General features: G+C 55.6%; 18 protein-coding genes. All 18 read right to left on the bottom strand.

Features of this window, described 5'->3' with window-relative positions; translation table 11 throughout:
• Positions 1-10 precede the first annotated feature (10 nt).
• The 18 genes from wcaL to wzb all read right to left on the bottom strand — a co-directional run bounded on the left by wcaL (position 11) and on the right by wzb (position 19,988).
• Positions 11-1,231, bottom strand: a complete 1,221-nt coding sequence (wcaL, locus tag G0034_RS15260) for a colanic acid biosynthesis glycosyltransferase WcaL (RefSeq protein ID WP_023330877.1) — start codon at positions 1,229-1,231, stop codon at positions 11-13.
• On the bottom strand, positions 1,228-2,508 hold the full coding sequence (gene wcaK / locus G0034_RS15265; protein WP_023330878.1) for a colanic acid biosynthesis pyruvyl transferase WcaK: 1,281 nt from the start codon (positions 2,506-2,508) through the stop codon (positions 1,228-1,230). The genes wcaL and wcaK overlap by 4 nt, the downstream gene beginning before the upstream one ends.
• A 17-nt stretch (positions 2,509-2,525) precedes the next feature.
• Positions 2,526-4,004, bottom strand: coding sequence for a colanic acid undecaprenyl disphosphate flippase WzxC (wzxC, locus tag G0034_RS15270; RefSeq protein ID WP_014884495.1), 1,479 nt, complete (start codon positions 4,002-4,004; stop codon positions 2,526-2,528).
• Position 4,005: 1 nt separating this feature from the next.
• A complete protein-coding gene (gene wcaJ / locus G0034_RS15275) occupies positions 4,006-5,400 on the bottom strand; it encodes an undecaprenyl-phosphate glucose phosphotransferase (RefSeq protein WP_014884496.1) in 1,395 nt (464 codons plus the stop codon).
• A 45-nt stretch (positions 5,401-5,445) separates the two neighbouring features.
• Positions 5,446-6,816, bottom strand: a complete 1,371-nt coding sequence (cpsG, locus tag G0034_RS15280) for a colanic acid biosynthesis phosphomannomutase CpsG (protein ID WP_032636056.1) — start codon at positions 6,814-6,816, stop codon at positions 5,446-5,448.
• Positions 6,817-6,927: 111 nt separating this feature from the next.
• Complete coding sequence (gene cpsB / locus G0034_RS15285; protein ID WP_014884498.1) at positions 6,928-8,364, bottom strand: mannose-1-phosphate guanyltransferase; 1,437 nt, start codon at positions 8,362-8,364, stop codon at positions 6,928-6,930.
• Positions 8,365-8,367: 3 nt separating this feature from the next.
• The gene (gene wcaI / locus G0034_RS15290) at positions 8,368-9,591 is read right to left on the bottom strand and encodes a colanic acid biosynthesis fucosyltransferase WcaI (protein WP_014884499.1); all 1,224 of its coding nucleotides are present in this window, start codon (positions 9,589-9,591) and stop codon (positions 8,368-8,370) included.
• Positions 9,588-10,067, bottom strand: a complete 480-nt coding sequence (locus G0034_RS15295) for a GDP-mannose mannosyl hydrolase (protein ID WP_014884500.1) — start codon at positions 10,065-10,067, stop codon at positions 9,588-9,590. Before G0034_RS15295 ends, wcaI begins: the two co-directional genes overlap by 4 nt.
• Positions 10,068-10,069: 2 nt before the next feature.
• Positions 10,070-11,035 carry a GDP-L-fucose synthase gene (gene fcl, locus G0034_RS15300; RefSeq protein WP_014884501.1) on the bottom strand — a complete coding sequence of 322 codons (966 nt, stop codon included), beginning with the start codon at positions 11,033-11,035 and terminating at the stop codon, positions 10,070-10,072.
• Between the two features lie 2 nt (positions 11,036-11,037).
• Complete coding sequence (gene gmd, locus G0034_RS15305; protein WP_014884502.1) at positions 11,038-12,159, bottom strand: GDP-mannose 4,6-dehydratase; 1,122 nt, start codon at positions 12,157-12,159, stop codon at positions 11,038-11,040.
• Between the two features lie 24 nt (positions 12,160-12,183).
• Positions 12,184-12,732 (bottom strand): colanic acid biosynthesis acetyltransferase WcaF, encoded by a 549-nt coding sequence (wcaF, locus tag G0034_RS15310; RefSeq protein ID WP_023330881.1) that lies wholly within the window; start codon positions 12,730-12,732, stop codon positions 12,184-12,186.
• A gap of 15 nt (positions 12,733-12,747) precedes the next feature.
• The gene (gene wcaE, locus G0034_RS15315) at positions 12,748-13,494 is read right to left on the bottom strand and encodes a colanic acid biosynthesis glycosyltransferase WcaE (RefSeq protein WP_023330882.1); all 747 of its coding nucleotides are present in this window, start codon (positions 13,492-13,494) and stop codon (positions 12,748-12,750) included.
• Positions 13,495-13,510: 16 nt separating this feature from the next.
• Positions 13,511-14,731, bottom strand: a complete 1,221-nt coding sequence (gene wcaD / locus G0034_RS15320) for a colanic acid polymerase WcaD (protein WP_014884505.1) — start codon at positions 14,729-14,731, stop codon at positions 13,511-13,513.
• Positions 14,706-15,923: a colanic acid biosynthesis glycosyltransferase WcaC gene (gene wcaC / locus G0034_RS15325; RefSeq protein ID WP_179121068.1), complete on the bottom strand. Its 1,218-nt coding sequence runs from the start codon at positions 15,921-15,923 to the stop codon at positions 14,706-14,708. The genes wcaD and wcaC overlap by 26 nt, the downstream gene beginning before the upstream one ends.
• Complete coding sequence (gene wcaB / locus G0034_RS15330) at positions 15,920-16,411, bottom strand: colanic acid biosynthesis acetyltransferase WcaB (protein ID WP_014170825.1); 492 nt, start codon at positions 16,409-16,411, stop codon at positions 15,920-15,922. The genes wcaC and wcaB overlap by 4 nt, the downstream gene beginning before the upstream one ends.
• Entirely contained in the window at positions 16,411-17,253 is an 843-nt protein-coding gene (wcaA, locus tag G0034_RS15335; protein WP_045268756.1) for a colanic acid biosynthesis glycosyltransferase WcaA, read from the bottom strand. The genes wcaB and wcaA overlap by 1 nt, the downstream gene beginning before the upstream one ends.
• A gap of 126 nt (positions 17,254-17,379) precedes the next feature.
• A complete protein-coding gene (gene wzc / locus G0034_RS15340; RefSeq protein ID WP_045268757.1) occupies positions 17,380-19,542 on the bottom strand; it encodes a tyrosine-protein kinase Wzc in 2,163 nt (720 codons plus the stop codon).
• Positions 19,543-19,544: 2 nt separating this feature from the next.
• On the bottom strand, positions 19,545-19,988 hold the full coding sequence (gene wzb / locus G0034_RS15345; protein ID WP_014884509.1) for a low molecular weight protein-tyrosine-phosphatase Wzb: 444 nt from the start codon (positions 19,986-19,988) through the stop codon (positions 19,545-19,547).
• Positions 19,989-19,992: the final 4 nt, after the last annotated feature.

Genomic DNA, 19,992 nt, shown 5'->3' on the forward strand with positions numbered 1-19,992 from the left:
AACCTCGGCGTTACAGCGTTTGCAGCAGGCTCGCTAACTGGCGATTAATCACCTGCTGGTTAAAATCGGTTTCTACTTTTTGTCTGGCATTGTGAAGCACGGGCTCCAGCGCCTGCTGGTCGATGTCGCTGAAGGCCGCTAACCGGTCAGCAAGGGCCATCGCGTTATTCTCCGGCACCAGCCAGCCGGAATGGTCAGATTTAATCAGCTCCGGGATCCCGCTGTGCAGGGTCGATACCACCGGAATACCCACGGCCATCGCCTCCATCAGCGCCACCGGAATGCCTTCCATGTCACCATCGGCGCCCGTCACGGAGGGCAGCAGGAACACGTCCGCCTCATCGAGCATGGCCTTAACTTCATGGCTCGGCTTAAAGCCCGGCATCTCCACGACATCGTCCAGCTGATACTGTTCGATAAGCGTGCGCAGACGACGTTCCCACGGCCCAATGCCGAGAATGCGATAGTGGAACGCCACCCCGCGCGCTTTTAGCTGACGGCAGGCCTCAATGGCCACATGCAGACCTTTCTTTTCGGTCAGACGTGCCACAGAGATGATCTGTAGCGGTTTTCCCGGCACCTTCACCGGACGACGCGTAAAGCGCGTTAAATCGACGCCCATGCGCGAAACGGCAATCTTCTCACCCGGGCAGCCCATACTTTTCAGGCGTCCGGCCCACAGGTCGCTGATGGGCAGCATCATGTCACCGCGGCGGAAAAGCTGCTGATACTCTGGCGTATAGTGGTTCAACACTTCACGGCTTGAGATGTCGATTCCGTGGAAAATAGTCGCAATCTTGCCGTCTATTACCCCCAGTTCGCGCAGCTTCGCGGCAGTGACACCCGCCGGGCCGAAGTGGGCGATAAACACATCGGCACGATACGGCTGCGCCGTTTGCCCGCAGATGGCCGACAGGATCAGATTGCGAGATTCGGACCCATAGCGGGAAACATTCAGCGCCCGCCAGGTCTGCGGCCGATGGATCCCGCGTAAGGTCTGGCTGGCCCGGTGGCGCAGCTTGCTCAACTTCCCGGAAGGCTCATCCTGCAGCCAGCGGGTTTTCGCCTCCAGCCCATACTGGGTATAGGCCGCATGGGTGTTTTGGGTATCGCCCTTTTGCAGGGCGATAATCTCCACGTCATATCCCATATCGATAAACGCGGTAATTTGGTTCAGCACAAAGGTCTCGGACGACAGCGGAAATTTCAGTAAGAAGAAACCAACCTTCATTTCCCCTCCCGTACGCGGTCGAGTACCGATTTCACCATGCCAATGCCCTTCTCGCGCTCGGCTTTCACCGCCACGGCCAGCCGTTCGTTGATGGCGGGCAGTTGACCCAGTGTGTCCCCCACCATCGCACCAAGCGAACCATCCAGCAGATGACGGATATCCACGGCCATTTCCGGCATGCCAAGCTGCTGCATAATCCCGGCGGATTTGTGTTCGTAGTTAATGGCGATGGCCGGCGTACCGAAGTTCATGGAGATAATGGCCGAATGCAGGCGGGTGCCGACGGTCAGGTCACAGGCGCCGAGCAGCTTGCCCATTTCAAGGTCGTTCAGCTCATCCATCACAACGTGATAACGGGACGGATCGTTAACCAGGTTGCGCAGGTTCAGCGCCACCATGCGGTCATCTTTGTTGTAGCTGTCGATGCCGGTACAGGTGGAAAGCGCCAGTACCTGATAGCCGCTGTCCAGCACGCGGTTTACCACGTCGGCAAAGGCTTTCTCATACGCCGCCTGGGTGGTGCCTAGGCGTTTATCAAAGGGAGCCAGTTCACGCAGCGTGATGGCGACCGTTTTTTGTTTTGCCGCCACGTCCAGCCAGTGCTGTACCGCGTAGCTTGCCTGGAAGCTGTCGTCCTGATGATCCACCAGCCAGGCGGTGTCCACGCCGTGTTCTACTTTAGACGTGTCAATTTCGCTGCGCTTCATCATATCCAGACTCACCGACTCACGCAGGATCAGCGCGTCGCAGTGCCCAAAGACATAGTTCGCCAGCTGGTTAAACTGCGGATCCTGGAAAGGTCCGACGCTGTGGCCAATCATAAACAACGGCTTTTTGGCCATAAACGTGCAGAGCGCATGTTCAAACTGAGGTACGCCGTAGAGATCGACGAAGAACGAACCGCCAACCTGAATAATCGCGTCGTAGCCGGACAGCAGCCGCACGAAATCGGTAAAGCCCTGCGCAATCGCAATGTTGCGCAGCTTGCCGGTATCCGTCACGCGGGAAAGCAGCACCTGGTGCTGGTAGCGACGACGCAGGACTTTCTTCACCCGCCCCATCACGCCTGCGGCGTTGTTATGCTGTTTCATCTGGCTGTAGAGCGGGTCGCCCATTACCGGGCGGTTCAGTAACCAGGATGAGCTGACCGGATAACGGCTCATCACGTCCACTTCGGTCTCAGGCTTAAGGGTGTTAATTGCATCCAGTAAACCGCGCAGGATGGCGCTGTCGCCACGGTTGCCGCAGGTATGGTTGCCAAGAATTAATAATTTCATAATGGCCTCTTAAATAACTAGCCTGCGCGAAGCAGCGTTTTCATTTTTTCGTTACGGCAAAACTGGCGCTTCATTTCGACCACCAGCGCATTGCGTGACAGCACAATCATCACGCCAAATGCCAGCGCGCCTGCGGCCACCTGCACCGCCAGCAGTGCGGCCAGCGGCAGATGGCCGCGAAGGATAATGCCCAGACCGTAGCTCACAGCCAGGGTTGGCAGTGAGAGGTAAAACGGCAGCCACAGACTCAAAATGTACTGACGGTAGCTGGAGCCCAGCACCGGCTTAATCATGATGAAGTAGCTCAGAACGGTATTGACTACCTGCACCAGCAGGAAGCCCAGCGTGACGCCGATGGCGCCCGCCATATGGCCGCCGACGATAATTGCCGGAATAAACAGAAAGGTTTTGAACACGTTGAACTTGAAGCTGATATCCACCCGCGCCTTCGCCATCAGCAGCGAACCAATCGGATTCCCCACGGAGCGCAGCAGCCCCACCACGCAGAGCAATTGCAGGATTGGGATAATGCCGTTCCACTTCTCGCCAAACACCAGCGGTACGAAGTTGCTCGAGACCACCATCAGCCCCAGCAGCACCGGGAAGTTGATGATCCCTACCACGGACAGCAGCTTGTAAAAATTAACGCGCAGCTTTTCGGTATCGTCCTGAATCTTGGCAAACGCCGGGAACAGGACGCGGGTGATAATCGGGTTCAGCTTCATCGGCGGTACAACCGCAACGTTATAGGCCAGGTTGTAGCCCCCCGCGACGCTCGCCCCAAGAATACGTGCCAGCACCAGCGTTGAGAGGTTGGTATTCACATAGTTAATGATGCTGTCCGCCGTCAGCCACGCGCCAAAGCGCAGGTTAGACGAGACGGACGCGAGGGAGAAATGCAGTCCCGGGCGATAAATTTTGCGGCCAAAATAGCCAAAGAGCAGCGTCCGCACGGCGGAGTTGACCAGGTAACCGAGGATGGCGGTCATCGCCAGCGGCCAGAAATGGGCGCTGACCACGGTGAAGGTAAAGCCCGCCAGCACGGCGCTGGTTTCGATCATGCCGATTTTGTTGAACTCCAGCTCTTTCTGCATCAGCGCGCGGAACTGCTGCCCGTGTGGGATCACCACGAAGGCAAAGGACAACGTTCGCATCAGCGGGGCGAGATCCGGGTTGTGCAGCACGCTGGCGATAGTACCGCTTAGCAGAAAGACCAGCACAAACACGAAAATACCCAGCCCCACATTCAGCCAGTAGAGCGTAGTCAGCTCCAGATGGCTGATCTCTTTACGCTGGATAATCGAGTTGGCGATACCAAAGTCCGACAGCGTGTCGGCCAGCGCAATAATCACCAGCGAGACGGTCAGCAGGCCGAACTGGTGATTATCAATAATGCGCGCCAGCACCGTCATCTGCACCAGGCCGAGGCCAATGATGACGATGGTCGCCATCGCTGACCACTTGGCGCCGCTGATGGTTTTTTCACGTAAGCTCATCTTAGTACGCCGCTTTGTTCACGAAGCCTTTGAAAATGGTCAGAAAAACAATCTTGATATCGAACCAGAGGCTCCACTCGCGGATGTACTCCAGATCGAACTCGATGCGTTTTTCCATTTTTTCCAGCGTGTCGGTTTCACCGCGCCAGCCGTTGATCTGTGCCCAGCCGGTGATGCCCGGCTTCACCTTATGGCGCAGCATGTAGCCTTCAATCAGCGAGCGGTACTGCTCGTTGTGCGCCACGGCGTGCGGACGGGGGCCAACAATCGACATGCCGCCGGTAAAGACATTGATAAACTGCGGCAGCTCGTCCAGCGAGGTGCGACGCAGGAAGTTACCTACGCGGGTGACGCGCGGATCGTTCTGCGTCGCCTGGGTGACCACCTTGTCGTTCTCCATCACCTTCATAGAGCGGAATTTCCAGACCATGATCGGCTTACCGTCCATGCCGTAGCGGGTCTGACGGAAAATGACCGGGCCGGGGGAGCTCAGCTTCACCGCCAGAGCGATGCAGCACAGTACCGGGGAGATGAGGAGTAAAATCAGCGAAGAGAGCACGATATCTTCCACGCGCTTGAGCACGCGGTTAATGCCCGACAACGGCGTATCGTACAGCGGTACCACCGGCACGCCGTTCACCTCTTCAATACGGGAATGCAGAATGTTGAAGGTAAACACATCCGGGATGAGGATCACCGAGCAGGTGGTATCCGCCAGCTCGCGCATCAGCTGCTTAATGCGGGATTCGTCTTTCATCTGCATGGCGATATAAACGTTGTGAATTTTTCCGGCTTTCGCGTCTTCAATCAGCTGGACGTAATTCCCCGCCCAGTCCGACGGCACGCCGCCCGGTTTCGCGTCGTGATAAATACCCACCACTTCAAACCCTAACCACGGCTCTTTGCGGAAGCTCTCGAGCAGAACCCTTCCAACCGGCAAATCCCCTGCCACCGCCACAAAGCGACGGTTATAACCGCGGTTACGCAGCCAGCCCGCGCCAAAGCGGATCAGGGAGCGGCACACCACCATGCCGACGCTGGTCAACAGATACCAGCTGAGATAGGTCACGAGGCGATTATCGAAATCATGGCTGAACGCTACCAGGCCCGCGCTGAAGATCAGACTCAGGGTCCAGTTCTGCAGCAACAGCATCAGTTCGGTAGTCATTTTCACGCCGCGCCACGAGCGGTAGAAATCGGTCATCCCGCCGATCATCTGAAACACGACCAACGCAATCAGCGCCATCAGCAGATGCATATATAAAAACGGCAGCCCGCCGATCCGACACACCGCCCACAGTCCGCCGACCATGATGGTGATATCAGAAAAACGCTGCACCATAGAGATTAACGATGCATTCGTTCTCGCTCGTTCGCGTTTTTTTAGATTCGTCATCGTTGTTCCTGTATTCGGTTTCCCCTCCTCCCGGAGGGGCAATTGTTACTGATTCAACAGCGCCAGAATGTCCTTCGTTCGGGCTTCCATCAGCGCCGTATCCGCGCGGGATTCCACGTTCAGGCGCACCACCGGCTCGGTATTGGAGGAGCGCAGGTTAAAGCGCCACTGTGGAAACGCCATGCTGATGCCGTCGGTGCGGTCAACTTCCAGCGCGTGAATGGCAAAGTGTTGCTCCACGCGGGCAATCGCCTCGGCGGGCTGCGCCAGCTTGCTGTTGATCTCCCCGCTCGCCGGGAACGCCGCCATGCGGTCGCGCACCAGCTCACCCAGCGTTTTCCCTTTCAGACACAGGAGTTCAGTCACCAGCAGCCACGGGATCATCCCGCTGTCGCAGTAGGCAAAATCACGGAAGTAGTGGTGGGCGCTCATCTCGCCGCCGTAGATAGCGTCTTCTTCACGCATGCGCTCTTTGATAAAGGCGTGACCGGTTTTGGACATCACCGGCGTGCCGCCTGCCGCTGACACCACATCGACGGTGTTCCAGGAAAGACGCGGGTCATGAATGATTTTCGCACCCGGGTTTTTCTCAAGGAACGCTTCCGCCAGCAGGCCGACAATGTAGTAGCCCTCGATGAACTGCCCTTTCTCGTCGAACAGGAAGCAGCGGTCGAAATCGCCGTCAAAGGCAATGCCCATATCCGCGCCGTGCTCAATCACCGCGTTACGGGTGTCGTCGCGGCACTCCGGCAGCAGCGGGTTAGGAATACCGTTCGGGAAGTTGCCGTCCGGGGTGTTGTGCACTTTGATGAAGGTCACCGGCACGTTCAGCGCTTTAAAGCGAGCTTCCAGGGCATCCACCACCGGGCCGGCCGCGCCGTTACCGGAGTTGATGACCAGCTTCAGTGGCTTGAGGTTCGCCACGTTGATGTAGCCCAGCAGGTGATCGATATACTCTTTTTGCAGGTTGATTTGCTTATAGCTGCCGCGTTTCGCGTCGTTCACCGGCGGGAAATCGTTGGCTTCCGCCAGACGCTGCACGTCGCGCAGGCCGGTGTCGCCGCTGATAGGACGCGCACCTTTGCGCACCAGCTTCATGCCGTTGTAGTCCATCGGGTTGTGGCTGGCGGTCACTTCGATACCACCGTCCACGCCCAGGTGGAAGGTGGCAAAGTAAATCTCTTCGGTCCCGGAAAGTCCGATATCCAGCACGTCCACGCCTGCGTCCTGCAACCCTTTCGCCAGCGCCAGCTTCAGGGATTCACTGGTCAGACGCACGTCGCCGCCCAGCACGATGGTCTGCGGCTTCAGGTATTCGCCATAGGCGCGGCCAATGCGCCACGCGATATCTTCATTCAGCTCTTCGCCCAGCTTGCCGCGAATATCGTAGGCTTTAAAACAGGTTAATTTTTCCATGATGACCCCTTTTTCAGGCAACAGTCGGCCCTGACCACTAAATGGCCAAATTGATTTTTTTGTCATTCGTAGGCCCGGTAAGCTCAGCGCCACCGGGCATATTGCAGAGTGCTACACCCGGCCGTAGCGATCCTGGAAGCGCACGATATCGTCCTCTTCCAGATACGAGCCGGAACGCACCTCAATTAAATCGAGAGGAATTTTCCCCGGGTTCTCCAGACAGTGCGTGGCCCCCAGCGGAATATAGATGGACTCGTTTTCACCCAGCAGTTTGACTTCACCGTCGATGGTGACTTTAGCCGTGCCTGCCACCACGACCCAGTGCTCGGCGCGGTGATGGTGCATCTGCACAGACAGCCCTTCGCCCGGCTTCACGGTAATGCGTTTCACCTGATAACGCTCACCTGCATCGATGGAGTCATATTTGCCCCACGGACGGTACACTTCGCGGTGAATGTGGTGTTCGTGTCGGCCATCGGCCTTGATTTGCTCGACCACTTTTTTAACGTCCTGCACGGCGTTACGGTCGGCAATCAGCACGGCGTCTTTGGTCTGGACAACCACCAGATCTTTCACCCCGACCGTGGTCACCAGGCCGGACTCGGCGTAGACGTAGCTGTTTTCCGTTTTGTGGCTAATGACATCGCCGTGATGGACGTTACCCTCCGGGGTATGGGCGCTGATCTCCCACAGGGAGGACCAGGAGCCCACATCACTCCAGCCCGCATCCATCGGAACCACAACGGCGTCGGCCGTGCGTTCCATCACCGCATAGTCAATGGACTCTTCCGGGCAGGCGAGGAACGCCTCCTCATCCACGCGGATGAAGTCGAGATCCGGGTCCACCACTGCCATCGCCTTCTCACAGGCATTCAGAATATCCGGACGGTATTTGCGCAGCTCTTCCAGATAGCGCCCGGCACGGAACAGGAACATCCCACTGTTCCAGTAGTACTCACCGCTGGCGACGTAGGCCTGAGCGGTTTCCAGATTCGGTTTTTCGACAAACTGCGCCACATCAAACGCCACGCTGTCGCCTTCGCCAGGCGTCACATTACCGCGGCGAATATAGCCATAGCCGGTTTCTGGCAGATCCGGCACGATGCCGAAGGTCACCAGTTTGCCGCTTTCGGCGTAAGGGATCGCTGCACGCACCGCCTCGCGGAACGCCTCTTCCTGCTGGATAACGTGGTCTGCCGCCAGCACCAGCATCAGCGGGTCACAGTCAGGACTGCTGCGTTTTGCCGCCAGCGCCGCGAGGGCGATAGCAGGCGCGGTATTACGTCCGGCAGGCTCCAGAATGATGTTTTCTGTGAGTTTATTCAGCTGGCGCAGCTGCTCGGCAACAATAAAGCGGTGCTGTTCGTTACAAATCACCACCGGGCTTTCACACTCCACACCGTGCAGACGGTTTACCGTCGTCTGCAGCATGGTGAGGTCACCCTTCAGACACAGAAATTGTTTTGGATAAAGCACGCGGGACAGTGGCCACAACCGGCTCCCGGATCCACCCGCCATTACGACCGGATACAAAGTGGTTTGACTCATGATTTATCCCCGTATATCTGCAATAAATTGACTCAGCACGTTCTCTTTCTCGAGCGTGCGTTCGGCATATTCACGTGCCACCGTGTTCACTTTTGGCATGGCAAGTGCCTGTTCAATGCCAGTGACCAGTGCCGGGACCGATTCCGGTTCGACGCACACGGCAATCCCCGGATAGCTGTCACACAGCTGGCCTAATTCAGTTTCGGCCTCTGCCGTGATCACCGCGTTGCCGCCCACCGCCAGAATATTTGTCAGCTTGGAAGGCAATACCGCATCCGCCGCGCCACGTTTTTGTACCACCAGATGGCAGTCGCCCATCTTCAGCAGCGCAGGTAACGCCTCGTAAGACTGAAGCGGGAAGAATTTCACGTTGCTCAGGCCGCGTTCGCTGACCATCTTTTCCAGCCGCGCTTTCCCGCCGCCCTGCCCGACAATCACAAACATCCACGGATGCTCGTTAAGCTGCTGAGCCGCTTCAATCACGCTTTCCAGCCCTTGCTTTTCGCCGATGTTGCCTGAGTAAAGAATGATTTTTTGGTCTTCAGGCAAACCGAGTTGGGCGCGTAGCGTCTGAGCGTCCTGCTCCGTCACGTCGCGAAAACGCGCCACTTCGGACCAGTTCGGGAAGAAGATCACCTTCCGGGCAGGTACGCCCTTCTCTTGCGCCTTGTTCATCATCGAGCGTGAGATGGTCGAAACGTAATCCACGTTATGCAGACCGCTACGCTCAAAGGCGCTGGCGAGCTTCGCCACTTTTCCACCCTTGCCTTTGCCTGCCATCCCCAGGCCCAGCATGGCGTCCACTTCATAATCCTGTATGTGCAGCAGGGTGCGTGCGCCGGAGAGTTTGCCCAGAAGGCGCATGCCCGGCGTGCAAAACAGCGTCGGCACCACACCAATGATGCGATCCGGCTTCCAGCGACGCTGCGCCATCAGCGGGAAAAAACTGCTCAGGGCAAAGCTGCCGAGATGCAGTAGCCGTTTCAGCGTCGAGGGCTGCTTAGGTACATAAAGCGGGCAGCGCCAGACGGTTGCCGCCCCCTCTTCACGACGGTAGCGCCAGCTTGAGTAGCGCTCACCGACTTTCCATTCCGGGTAGTACGGCGGCGCGGTAATGACCCGCACGTCATGTCCCTGGCTCGCCATCCACTCGACCATCTCGCCGGTATATTTTCCGATACCGGTTAATTCCGGCGAGTAGTTAATTCCGTATACGAGGATTTTCATATGCCTGGCACCTCGGCCTGACGATCCGCCAGGAAATACGCCCGACTGTTGTCATGGACGTTCTCGCTTGCCAGAAGCGGCTCCGGTGCCAGCCAGCGGTAGTCGTCATGCTGAGCATCAGGCAGACGCAGGTCTGCCTGAGTCACCTTCAGGCGGAACCCCAGCACGATGTAGTGCGTGGTGAACCCGGTGCCTGAAAAGTTATCGTCATAGAAGTGCTGCCAGACACCGTAAAACTGGCCCGCCGCCATCGGCAGCTGGAGGCCCAGTTCCGCCAGAGTGAGACGCTCAAACGCATCATGAAGCGTCTCATCCTTCTGCACGCGCCCGCCGGGCACGAACCAGAAGCCCTGTGCAGGACGGTTGGTTCGTTTCCCCAGCAAGAACTCGCCGCGTTCGTTCTCCACGATCAAATCAATCGAGATGAGCGGAGTGGAACGCACCACCGTGGCAAAATCTTCCTGACTTAAAAACATCGTTACCCCCGGAAGCGGTGCTGGTTTTCCAGGAACCACTGGTAGGTGCTGGCCAGCCCCTGCTCCAGTGATACCTCGTGATACCAGCCCAGCTGATGCAGACGGGTCACGTCCAGCAGTTTGCGCGGCGTGCCGTCCGGTTTCGTCGCGTCAAACACCACGCGGCCTTTGTAGCCCACCACCTGCGCGATGGTTTGCGCCAGCTCGCGAATGGTGCAGTCCACGCCGGTTCCCACGTTGATGTGCGACAGCATCGGCTCGGTGTTCTCCTGCCACACTTCGCGATCCAGCTCCATCACGTGAATGCTGGCGGCAGCCATGTCGTCCACGTGCAGGAATTCGCGCATCGGCGTGCCGCTGCCCCACACCACCACATCCGGTGCGTTCTCGGCGGTCGCCTCGTGGAAGCGACGCAGCAGCGCCGGGATCACGTGCGAGTTGCTCGGGTGGAAGTTGTCGTGCGGTCCGTACAGGTTGGTCGGCATCACCGAGCGATAGTCGCGGTTGTACTGACGGTTGTAAGATTCGCAGAGCTTAATCCCGGCAATCTTGGCAATCGCGTAAGGCTCGTTGGTTGCCTCCAGCGTGCCCTGCAGCAGTTCGCTTTCCGCGATCGGCTGTTTTGCCATTTTCGGGTAGATGCAGGATGAACCGAGGAACAGCAGCTTATTCACGTTGTGCAGGTGCGCCGCGTGAATGATGTTGCTCTCAATCATCATGTTCTCGTAGATGAAATCCGCCGGGTAAGTGTTGTTGGCGACAATGCCGCCCACTTTCGCCGCCGCCAGATACACCTGGTCAATGTGTTCGTTAGCAAAGAAGTCCTGCACCGCACGGCTATCGAGCAGGTTCAGCTCGTCGCGCGTGCGGACAACCACTTCTACGTCACCGCGCTGTTCCAGCTGGCGAACAATCGCGGAACCCACCATTCCGCGATGACCGGCGACAAAAATACGTTGTTTTGTCATTCTCAGGACTCCAGCGCGATGGCAACCTCGTAGCCATGAGACTTGAGCAGGGAGTGTTTTTTCGCTGCTTCAAGATCTTTGGCGACCATCTCGGAAACCATCTCCTGCAGAGTGATTTCTGGTTTCCAGCCCAGTTTCTCGTGCGCTTTGGTTGGGTCACCCAGCAGGGTTTCCACTTCAGCAGGACGGAAGTAACGTGGGTCAACCTGAACAATGACGTCGCCTGGTTTCACGCCTGGCGCATCATGGCCGGTTACGGAAACAACGATACCTTTCTCTTCCACGCCGGTACCTTCGAAGCGCAGCTTGATGCCCAGCTGTGCAGCGGCCATCTCAACGAACTGACGTACGGAGTATTGAACGCCGGTTGCGATCACGAAGTCTTCTGGCTGTTCCTGCTGCAGCATCATCCACTGCATTTTCACGTAGTCTTTCGCATGGCCCCAGTCACGCAGGGAGTCCATGTTGCCGAGGTGCAGGCACGATTCCAGCCCCTGGGCGATGTTCGCGATAGCGCGGGTGATTTTACGGGTAACGAACGTTTCACCGCGACGTGGGGATTCGTGGTTGAACAGAATGCCGTTACAGGCATACATGCCGTAGGATTCACGGTAGTTCACGGTGATCCAGTAGGCGTACAGTTTTGCGACCGCATACGGAGAACGTGGGTAGAACGGCGTGGTCTCTTTCTGTGGGATTTCCTGCACCAGACCGTACAGCTCAGAGGTAGAGGCCTGATAGAAACGGGTTTTCTTCTCCAGACCCAGGAAGCGAATCGCTTCCAGCAGACGCAGAGTACCCATGGCGTCAACGTCAGCGGTGTATTCCGGGGATTCGAAGGAGACCGCCACGTGGCTCATCGCGCCCAGGTTGTACACTTCATCCGGCTGGACTTCCTGCAGGATACGGGTCAGGTTGGAGGTATCGGTCAGGTCGCCGTAGTGCAGGTGGAATTTCGGGTTTGCCGCGTGAGGATCCTGATAAATATGATCGACACGTTCGGTGTTGAACGAAGAGGCACGACGTTTAATACCGTGTACTTCATACCCTTTTTCCAGCAGGAACTCTGCCAGATAAGAACCATCCTGCCCGGTAACGCCGGTGATGAGAGCGACTTTAGACATGTTTATATTCCTCTACTTATGAATTTAATCAGTTTCAACGCGTTCGCGTATCACCACTGCGGGGTTGCCACGGCAAACTTTATTTGCCGGTAGCGATTTAAAAACGCTGCTGCGGGCACCCACTACCGTGCCATCGCCAACAGAAACACCTGGTGCAACAAAAACATCCGTTGCCAGCCAGCATTTTTCACCAATCACAATAGGCGAAGCGGTAATATCAAAATGCTGACTCATAAAATCGTGGCTGCCGGTGCACAAATAACACTTCTGTGACACCACCGAATTTGCGCCAATCGTAATTTCGCCAAGGGTATATAACACCGCGTCATCCCCTACCCAGGCGTAATCCCCAAGCGTTAATTTCCAGGGATAGGTAATTTTTACCGAAGGTCGAATGACTACGTTTTTTCCGATTTTTGCGCCAAACAGACGCAATAAGAATGCTCGCCAGCGGTACAATATTTGTGGTGACCAGGCAAATAACGTTGCCTGAACGGCCCACCACAGCTGCACTTTAATACCGTTGCCGCCCCGAAAGCCTTTCGGCACGGAGAAACCCTTCAAATCCTGCATTGCGTTTCCTTATATTCAGGCTTTGTTATATAAGGTTTTCGTTTTACCTGTCGTCCGCAGGCGTAATAAATAAGACAATTCCGCCCAGAACCCCGGCACGCGTAATATTTTGCGCTGCACGTTTTTGGCATCCTGGCACAATTCCAGATTATTCGATGTTGACACGCCACCCATTGAGAATTCAGAGACCAGCCCTTTAATTCGGCGGAACGGATAGCCTGATTTATACAGGCTGGCGGCCAGGGCATAATCCGATGACACTTTATACTGCAAATCGTATGGCTGTTTTTTCAGACCGTTTACCGGGAAGAAAATGGCCTGATGGCTGGCGGGCAAACTGTGGTAGATATACCAGCCTGGCTTTGCGCTGCGGCACACTTTATGCCCATCACCAAAATCAAGCAGTGCATCGCCAATATACATGGCCTCCTCTTTCTGACGCGCCAGCTGACGGGCAAACAGCGCCACGTCATCATGGAAAACATCGCCAGAATTGAGGAAGATGGCATAACGACCCTGGGCCATGTTAATGCCCTTGTTCATCGCATCGTAAATGCCTTTATCTTTCTCGCTGATGTAACGTAAGTTGAACTCACCGTTGAGTTTTTCCAGAAACTCCGCCGTGCCATCGTTCGAGCCGCCGTCGACCACAATCCACTCAAAAGTGAGGCTTGGATCGCGCGCCAGGTTGCGCAGCGAGCGCCAGGTTTTTACCACCCCTTCGTAATTACGAAAAGCGACAGTAATGACGCTAAGAAACATAAATCACCTCATTTCGTCATACGTTCGTAATATTAAGCGCTTTGCGCAAAATAAACGGACAGACAATCAAGAAAGCATATTCCGGGCTAAATATTGACCCGGTAAAAAACAGCGACACCGGTGTAAACAGATAAAGTTGCACGCGAAAGTTCTGGTTATCACCAAACGCGTTAATCATCATTTTGAAAACTTTAAACAGATACCACAGCGTCAACAGTACGGCGAACCACGAAAAATAAATAATTAACAGATACAGACCATTGTCTATGGTTTTACCGACATCCGCACCGTTAAAGATTCCGAATGATGCAACATATTCGTAAAGTGAGCCGAATCTTACTACACCATCAATATGGGTTAAGGAATAACCCACCATCACCAGCGGACCAATGATGCGATAATAGGACGATGAGCCTTCTGTTCCCAAATCTCCCAGACGTTCTGAGATGTACGGGAACGCAAATATCACGCCGACCAAAAATACCGTCAGGGAGATAATCGCCAGCGGCAGTTTTTTCTTAATCGCATCTTTGTTCAGGTACTGGAACGCCCACTCCAGCAGGTAAAACAGGATAAATGTCATTACCCCTGAGAACGATCCAGACAGAACAATTCCTGCAAGAATCATAGCATCGGTCTTAGGTGTTTTGATACCAAACTGTTTGATGCTGAGCCAAATTGAGATTAACGCCAGAGCGAAGAACGCCGGTTCAAAATAGAGCGCCGTGGTACGCTTTCCGCCAAACTTAATGAAGTTCAATACATAGCTGTTGCTGTAAATGAGATATTTCGAAATTATCTCCATCAGGCTGCTGCCACCGGTGAGAATAATTTGCGCCATTTCCAGTGCAGCAAGCATAACAATTAACGCAACGGCAATATAAAAGAACCTGAGGATTTTCCGATAATTGTGCGGAGAAATCGTTTTAAACCGAATACTCCAGACCATGCCGATAATAATGACAATATAGACAAACAGCATGGTGGAGGTGACGTATTTACTGGCATCCAGTGACTGGCCAAAGATGTAGTTAAACAGCGTCAGGCCCGTGCCCAACCCCAGGGCAATCATCAGCTTCTTCAGGTTGATTTTATCGACATACAGCAGAAGCAGAACGGGCAAGAAGGTGACGATGGTTATCGGGAAGCTTTCGCCAAGCTGGGCAATTTTGACGTTGACCAGCAGGTAGATCAGCGGCAGCAGCAGATAACTACAGATTCTGATAGAACGAGACATACTCCTCCAGCATCTGTTGTCCACTGTAGGCCTTGCGGCTGCGGTTGCGGAACGATTCCAGGTCAGTGCCAAAAACAGTCTCAGCGATCTGCACTTTCGGCATCTGCACCAGCGGCAGCACTTCCCCTTCCGAGAACGTTTTACCGCCCGACTTTTCCAGCACTTCACGCGCGGCATCGCTGTGGGTGGCAATCACCGGCACGCCGATGGAAAGCGCTTCGCAGAGGATCAGCGGGTAGTTATCCACGCGGGAGCTGAACACCAGCGCATCCATGCCGTTCAGCGCGCTCATCAGTTTGCGCTTGTCGGTTTCAAACCCGTGGTTCACGACGTTCGCCCCTTCGAACGGGGAAAACTTGCCGAAGGTATGCAGTTCAATCTTGTCACCGAGCGCCATCATGTCGCGCACCAGCTGCTGGTTGGTTTTGCCGTCGTAACGCAGGTCATGCGCAACGATGGCGATTTTCGGTTTACCCGCGGTGTCCGCCACCGGCGTCAGCTCCGCCAGAATGGCTTCCGTCGCCACGTCGATACCGTTGTTGATAATCTGGCAGCGCCCTGCCCCGTAAAGGCTGTTGAAGGCATCGGCCACGTGCTGGCTCGGGGAGATAAACGTGCAGCCGAGCGAGAGCATGTCGCGGAACAGTTTGCGCTTGCCGGTTACCAGCTGGTGAGCACGATCCACTTTCACCGGCGGGTAGTTGCTTAACGTCGGGCATTTCTGGCAGTTATCCTTCCAGCCTTCGCAGCCGTCGGTAAATGCGCAGCGTCCGGTCACGCTCCAGTGATCGTGCAGCGTCCAGACGAAGCGTGTATCAGGCTTGTGCGCCTGCACCTTCTGACAAAACGCCACCACCTCTTCCAGATTCAGCCAGTAGCTGTGCAGGACGTGGAAATGCAGCACAACCGGGCCCGTGGTTCGGGTCACAGTGCGATAAAGATTATTCAGGTTGCCAAACAGATCGCGGTTAAACAGGCGGAACAAGGCAATGTTGGCCATCGAGGTCAGACGCGGCGTGTGCTTTTGCACCTGCGGGAAGTTATCGTGACTGACGCTTTTCTTGCCGCCTTTGCCGTAGCCATAAATAAAACGAGACTGAAGTCCTTTTTGCAGTGCGCGCTGGTGCAGATCCAGGGCCACGCCTGCCGCTCCGCCTTCAGCGAGGCGGACGTTAAATTGCAGAATGTTCATTTAATCACCTTCACGCGGGCCTTTTCTCCCACCACCAGCGCGTTGTCCGGAATGCTGTCCAGCACCACGCTGCCCGCACCAATCGTCACGTTGTTACCGATGGTAATGTCACCAATGATCACCACGTTCGCGCCCAGCTCGACGTTATTGCCGATAACCGGGCAGGCCAGGCTGTCTGGCCCTCGGTTGCCAATGGTGACCGCATGACGAATGGTGAAATCATCCCCGGCGACCACGAACTTATTGATCACCACCGCATAGCCGTGGTGAATGGTAAAGCGGCGGCCAATGGTGGCAGCGGCCTGAATTTCATAACCAAAAAAGCATTCAGTAATAATGCGGTACAGCACCAGAACCGGCGCTGCCCAAAGGTTGTTCAGCACGTTTTTCTTACGCCACACCGAACAAAAATGCGCGATACGGTACGCCAGGACCATGCAGCATGGGCGCAGGCTCCAGCTGTTTGCGCGGCAATCTTCAAGAAACATTATTTCCCCCGAAGTCCATCAGCCAGACGTTTGCCGTTACGGACGGACAGCAGCGTCAGCAGCGTGCGCCAGTTCATGCGCTTATTGCGGATCTGATAGAGGGTAAAGAGCTGATACTTCCGGCTGGCACGGTCGAACTTGTCCTTGTGCTTGCGGTAAAAATGGAAGTAGCCCGAGAACTTCTTCGGCGAGGAGGTAATTTGCATCTCCCCGTGATTGATGTGCAGGATCTGCGTGGCCTCTTCCACTTTCCACGGTTCGCCATACTCAACCACCATCCGCAAGAAGATGTCGTAATCCTGCGCGGCTTTCAGTTCGGTATCGAACAGGCACTCCTTAAAGCGCCATGCCCAGGTGAAAACCTGATTGCCGATAATATTGCGCTTGTAGAACAGGCGGCGAGAATAGGGTGATTTCGGGTACAGCGGCAGGCTGGCAGGCTGCGAATAAACTTCACCCTGACAGACATAGTCGTTGGCATACAGGAACGCATGCGTCACCAGCTGTGCTTTATGTGAAAGGAAGACAGACAGTCGGTTCGGGGTCCATTCGTCATCGTCGTCGATGCCGGTCAGATACTGCCCTTTGGCCTGCATAATCGCCTGGTTACGCACCGCGCATGCCCCGGAGTTAATCGGGTTATGGGTGTACATCACGCGCGGATCATTGAGATCGGCGACAAATTTTTGCAGCTGTTCATACGAAGAAGAACAGTCATCCACGATGATCAGTTCCCAGTTGTCATAATCCTGACGTAACACCGACTTGATTGCGCGGATCGCCAGCTGCTGACGATTCCATGTCGGCATATAGATAGAAATCAAAGGGCGTTGTGTGGTCATTTCTTTCTCCTACCCCTCACCCCGGCCCTCTCCCCTGAGGGGATAGGGTGAAAGCGGCACCGAACAGTCCCCTCTCCCCTCAGGGGAGAGGGTTAGGGTGAGGGGTGTAAGGGTATGTTTTGGCTGTTATTTACTGTCAGACTTATATTCGTACTCGTAATAACCGTAATCCTGATACCCGGTCGCGCGGCGGAAGATGGAGTTCAGGATCACCCCTTTCACCTCAATCCCGTTCTGCTCAAAGCGGCTCAGGCTGGTTTCCACTTCTTTCAGGGTGTTCACCGCGTAACGTGCCACCATCAGGGTGGTACCCGCATGGCGACCTACCACGGCGGCATCGGTCACGGCCAGAATCGGCGGCGTATCGATCAGCACCAGGTCATAGTGTTTGCTCGCCCACTCAATCAGCTGGGAGAAGCGTTCGCTCATCAGCAGTTCCGACGGGTTAGGCGGTATCTGACCACGTGGGATCAGATCGAATCTCGGAATCGAGGTCGGCTTGGCGCTCTGGCTAATCTCCCCCTGCCCCAGCAGGATTTCCGACAGACCGTTAACGTTGTTGGTGCCCAGCAGCTCGTGGGTATAACCCTTGCGCATATCGCAGTCGATCAGCAGCACGCGTTTATTGGTCTGGCTGACGACGGCCGCCAGGTTGGCGCAGACAAAGGTCTTACCGATTGACGGACTGACACCGGTTAACATCAGGACGTTGTTTTTGGCCTGCATCATGGCGAAGTGCAGGCTGGTACGCAGACTACGTATCGCTTCAATCGCCAGGTCCGTCGGGTTACCCACGGCCAGCAACTGGCTCTGTTTGTATCGCTTAACGCCTTTAATGGTTTTGACGCTGTCACGGGATTTTTGCCACTCGGAAAGCGGGATGCTGGCATAGACGTTGATACCACTCTCTTCCAGCGCCTGCGGGCTTTCGATTCCGCGGTTGAACAGCGAGCGCAGCAGCACACCGACAATGGAGAGCATCAGGCCGAGAATAATGCTGCCGAGAACGATCAGCGCTTTCTTCGGTTTCAGCACGCCGGGCTGGGTAATCGCCGGGTCGACGATGCGCACATCACCCACGGTACTGGCTTCGGTGATTTTCAGCTCCTGCTGTTTGTTCAGCAGCTGCATGTACACCTGCTGGCCAGATTCCACGTCGCGGGTCAGACGCACAATTTCCTGCTGCGTTTTCGGCATCGCGGTCACGCGGTCGTTCAGCTTCGCCTTCTCTTCTTCCAGCGTGCGACGTTTTTCCAGCAGCGTCCGGTAGGCCGGGTGGCGTTTGGTGTACAGCTTGGAAATCTCCGCCTCTTTGAAAGTCAGCTCGTTGAGCTGGGCGTCGATGTTAACCATTGAATCAAGAACAGACTTCGCCTCCAGCGGCAGGTCAACAGAGTCTTTATCCTGACGGTAAGCGTTCAGTTTATTCTCGGCATCATCCAGACGGGCCCGCACTTCCGGGAGCTGTTTAGCAAGGAAAGCCAGGCTTTTCGCCGCTTCCGCCGACTTACGCTCAACGTTCTGCTCAAGATAGTTGCGGGTGATGCTGTTCAGGATGTCGCGGATTTGATCTTTATCTTCACCGGTAAAGGTCATGCTCAGCACGCCGGTGTCCTTACCGTTTTCAGTCACGGTGAGGTTGTTTTGCAGATTGTTGATCATTCCCAGCGTGGAGAATTTGGTCACGGTGAACTCGCCGCCCTCCTGGGCATGAATGGCGCTCACCATCATGCTGACGCCATCTTTCGTCAGCATCTGGCCCACTTCGCCGCGGGCGCTGAATCCCGCATCGCTGGTCAACTGGTACTGTTTCGGACCCAGCACCGTCAGGGTAAAGGTTTGATCGCCCGCCCCTTTCGGCAGCACAAAGTCAGTCACCTTTACCGTATCGTTGCTTCGTCCCATCAGGCGATCCCAGCCGGCACCAAAGATCGGGAAGGTATTTTTGGTGACGGAGATATCGAGACCGAGGTCGTGAACCGTTTTCCCCAGTACCAGACGTGACTGAATCAGCTGAATTTCAGCGTCGGATGCCGGTGGTTTGTTCGCCAGCGCAGAGCCAATATCCTGCACCAGCGAGTTGCCGGTATTTTGCTCAATCTGCACCAGCGCGTCGGCGCTGTAGATAGGCGTGGCGAACAGCGTGTAGACGACGGCTGCCGCGGCAAACACAGCGGTAATGCCAAGCACCCACCACTTTGCCTCGATAACCGTGCCGACCAGGCGACCAATATCAATTTCATCACTGCCCGAAGTCGGGGCGGCAGAAGGTCTTGTTTTTTCTGTCATTGTTATCCCTGCTGAGCTTTCAGTGCCTGCGCCCACTGTTGGGCAGACTGGTCAAGTAAGGTGTAAACCGCCTCGAAGGCCTCATGGCTTTTGCGATACGGATCGGGGATTTCGCGTTCATTGTCCCAGTGACCAAACAGCATCACCTTGCCGCGCATCTCCGGTGCGATATCGCATAGCGCATGAATATGGCGTTTTTCCATTGCCAGGATCAGGTCATATTCCCGGCACATGCGGCCGGTGACCTGGCGGGCAATATGCCCGTCAAGGGAGAGATTATGATCGCGGGCCACGCTCGTTGCGCGCTCATCGGCCGCTTTACCGACCAGCGCGCCAAGGCCTGCGGACTCGACGGTCAGTTCAGGCTGGTAGTGTTTCAACAACCGCTCTGCCGTCGGGGAACGGCAAATGTTCCCCACGCATACCACCAGAATTTTGTTAAACATCGCG

Source organism: Enterobacter sp. T2, assembly GCF_010692925.1.
In the GTDB taxonomy this organism is placed as follows: Bacteria; Pseudomonadota; Gammaproteobacteria; order Enterobacterales; family Enterobacteriaceae; genus Enterobacter; species Enterobacter kobei.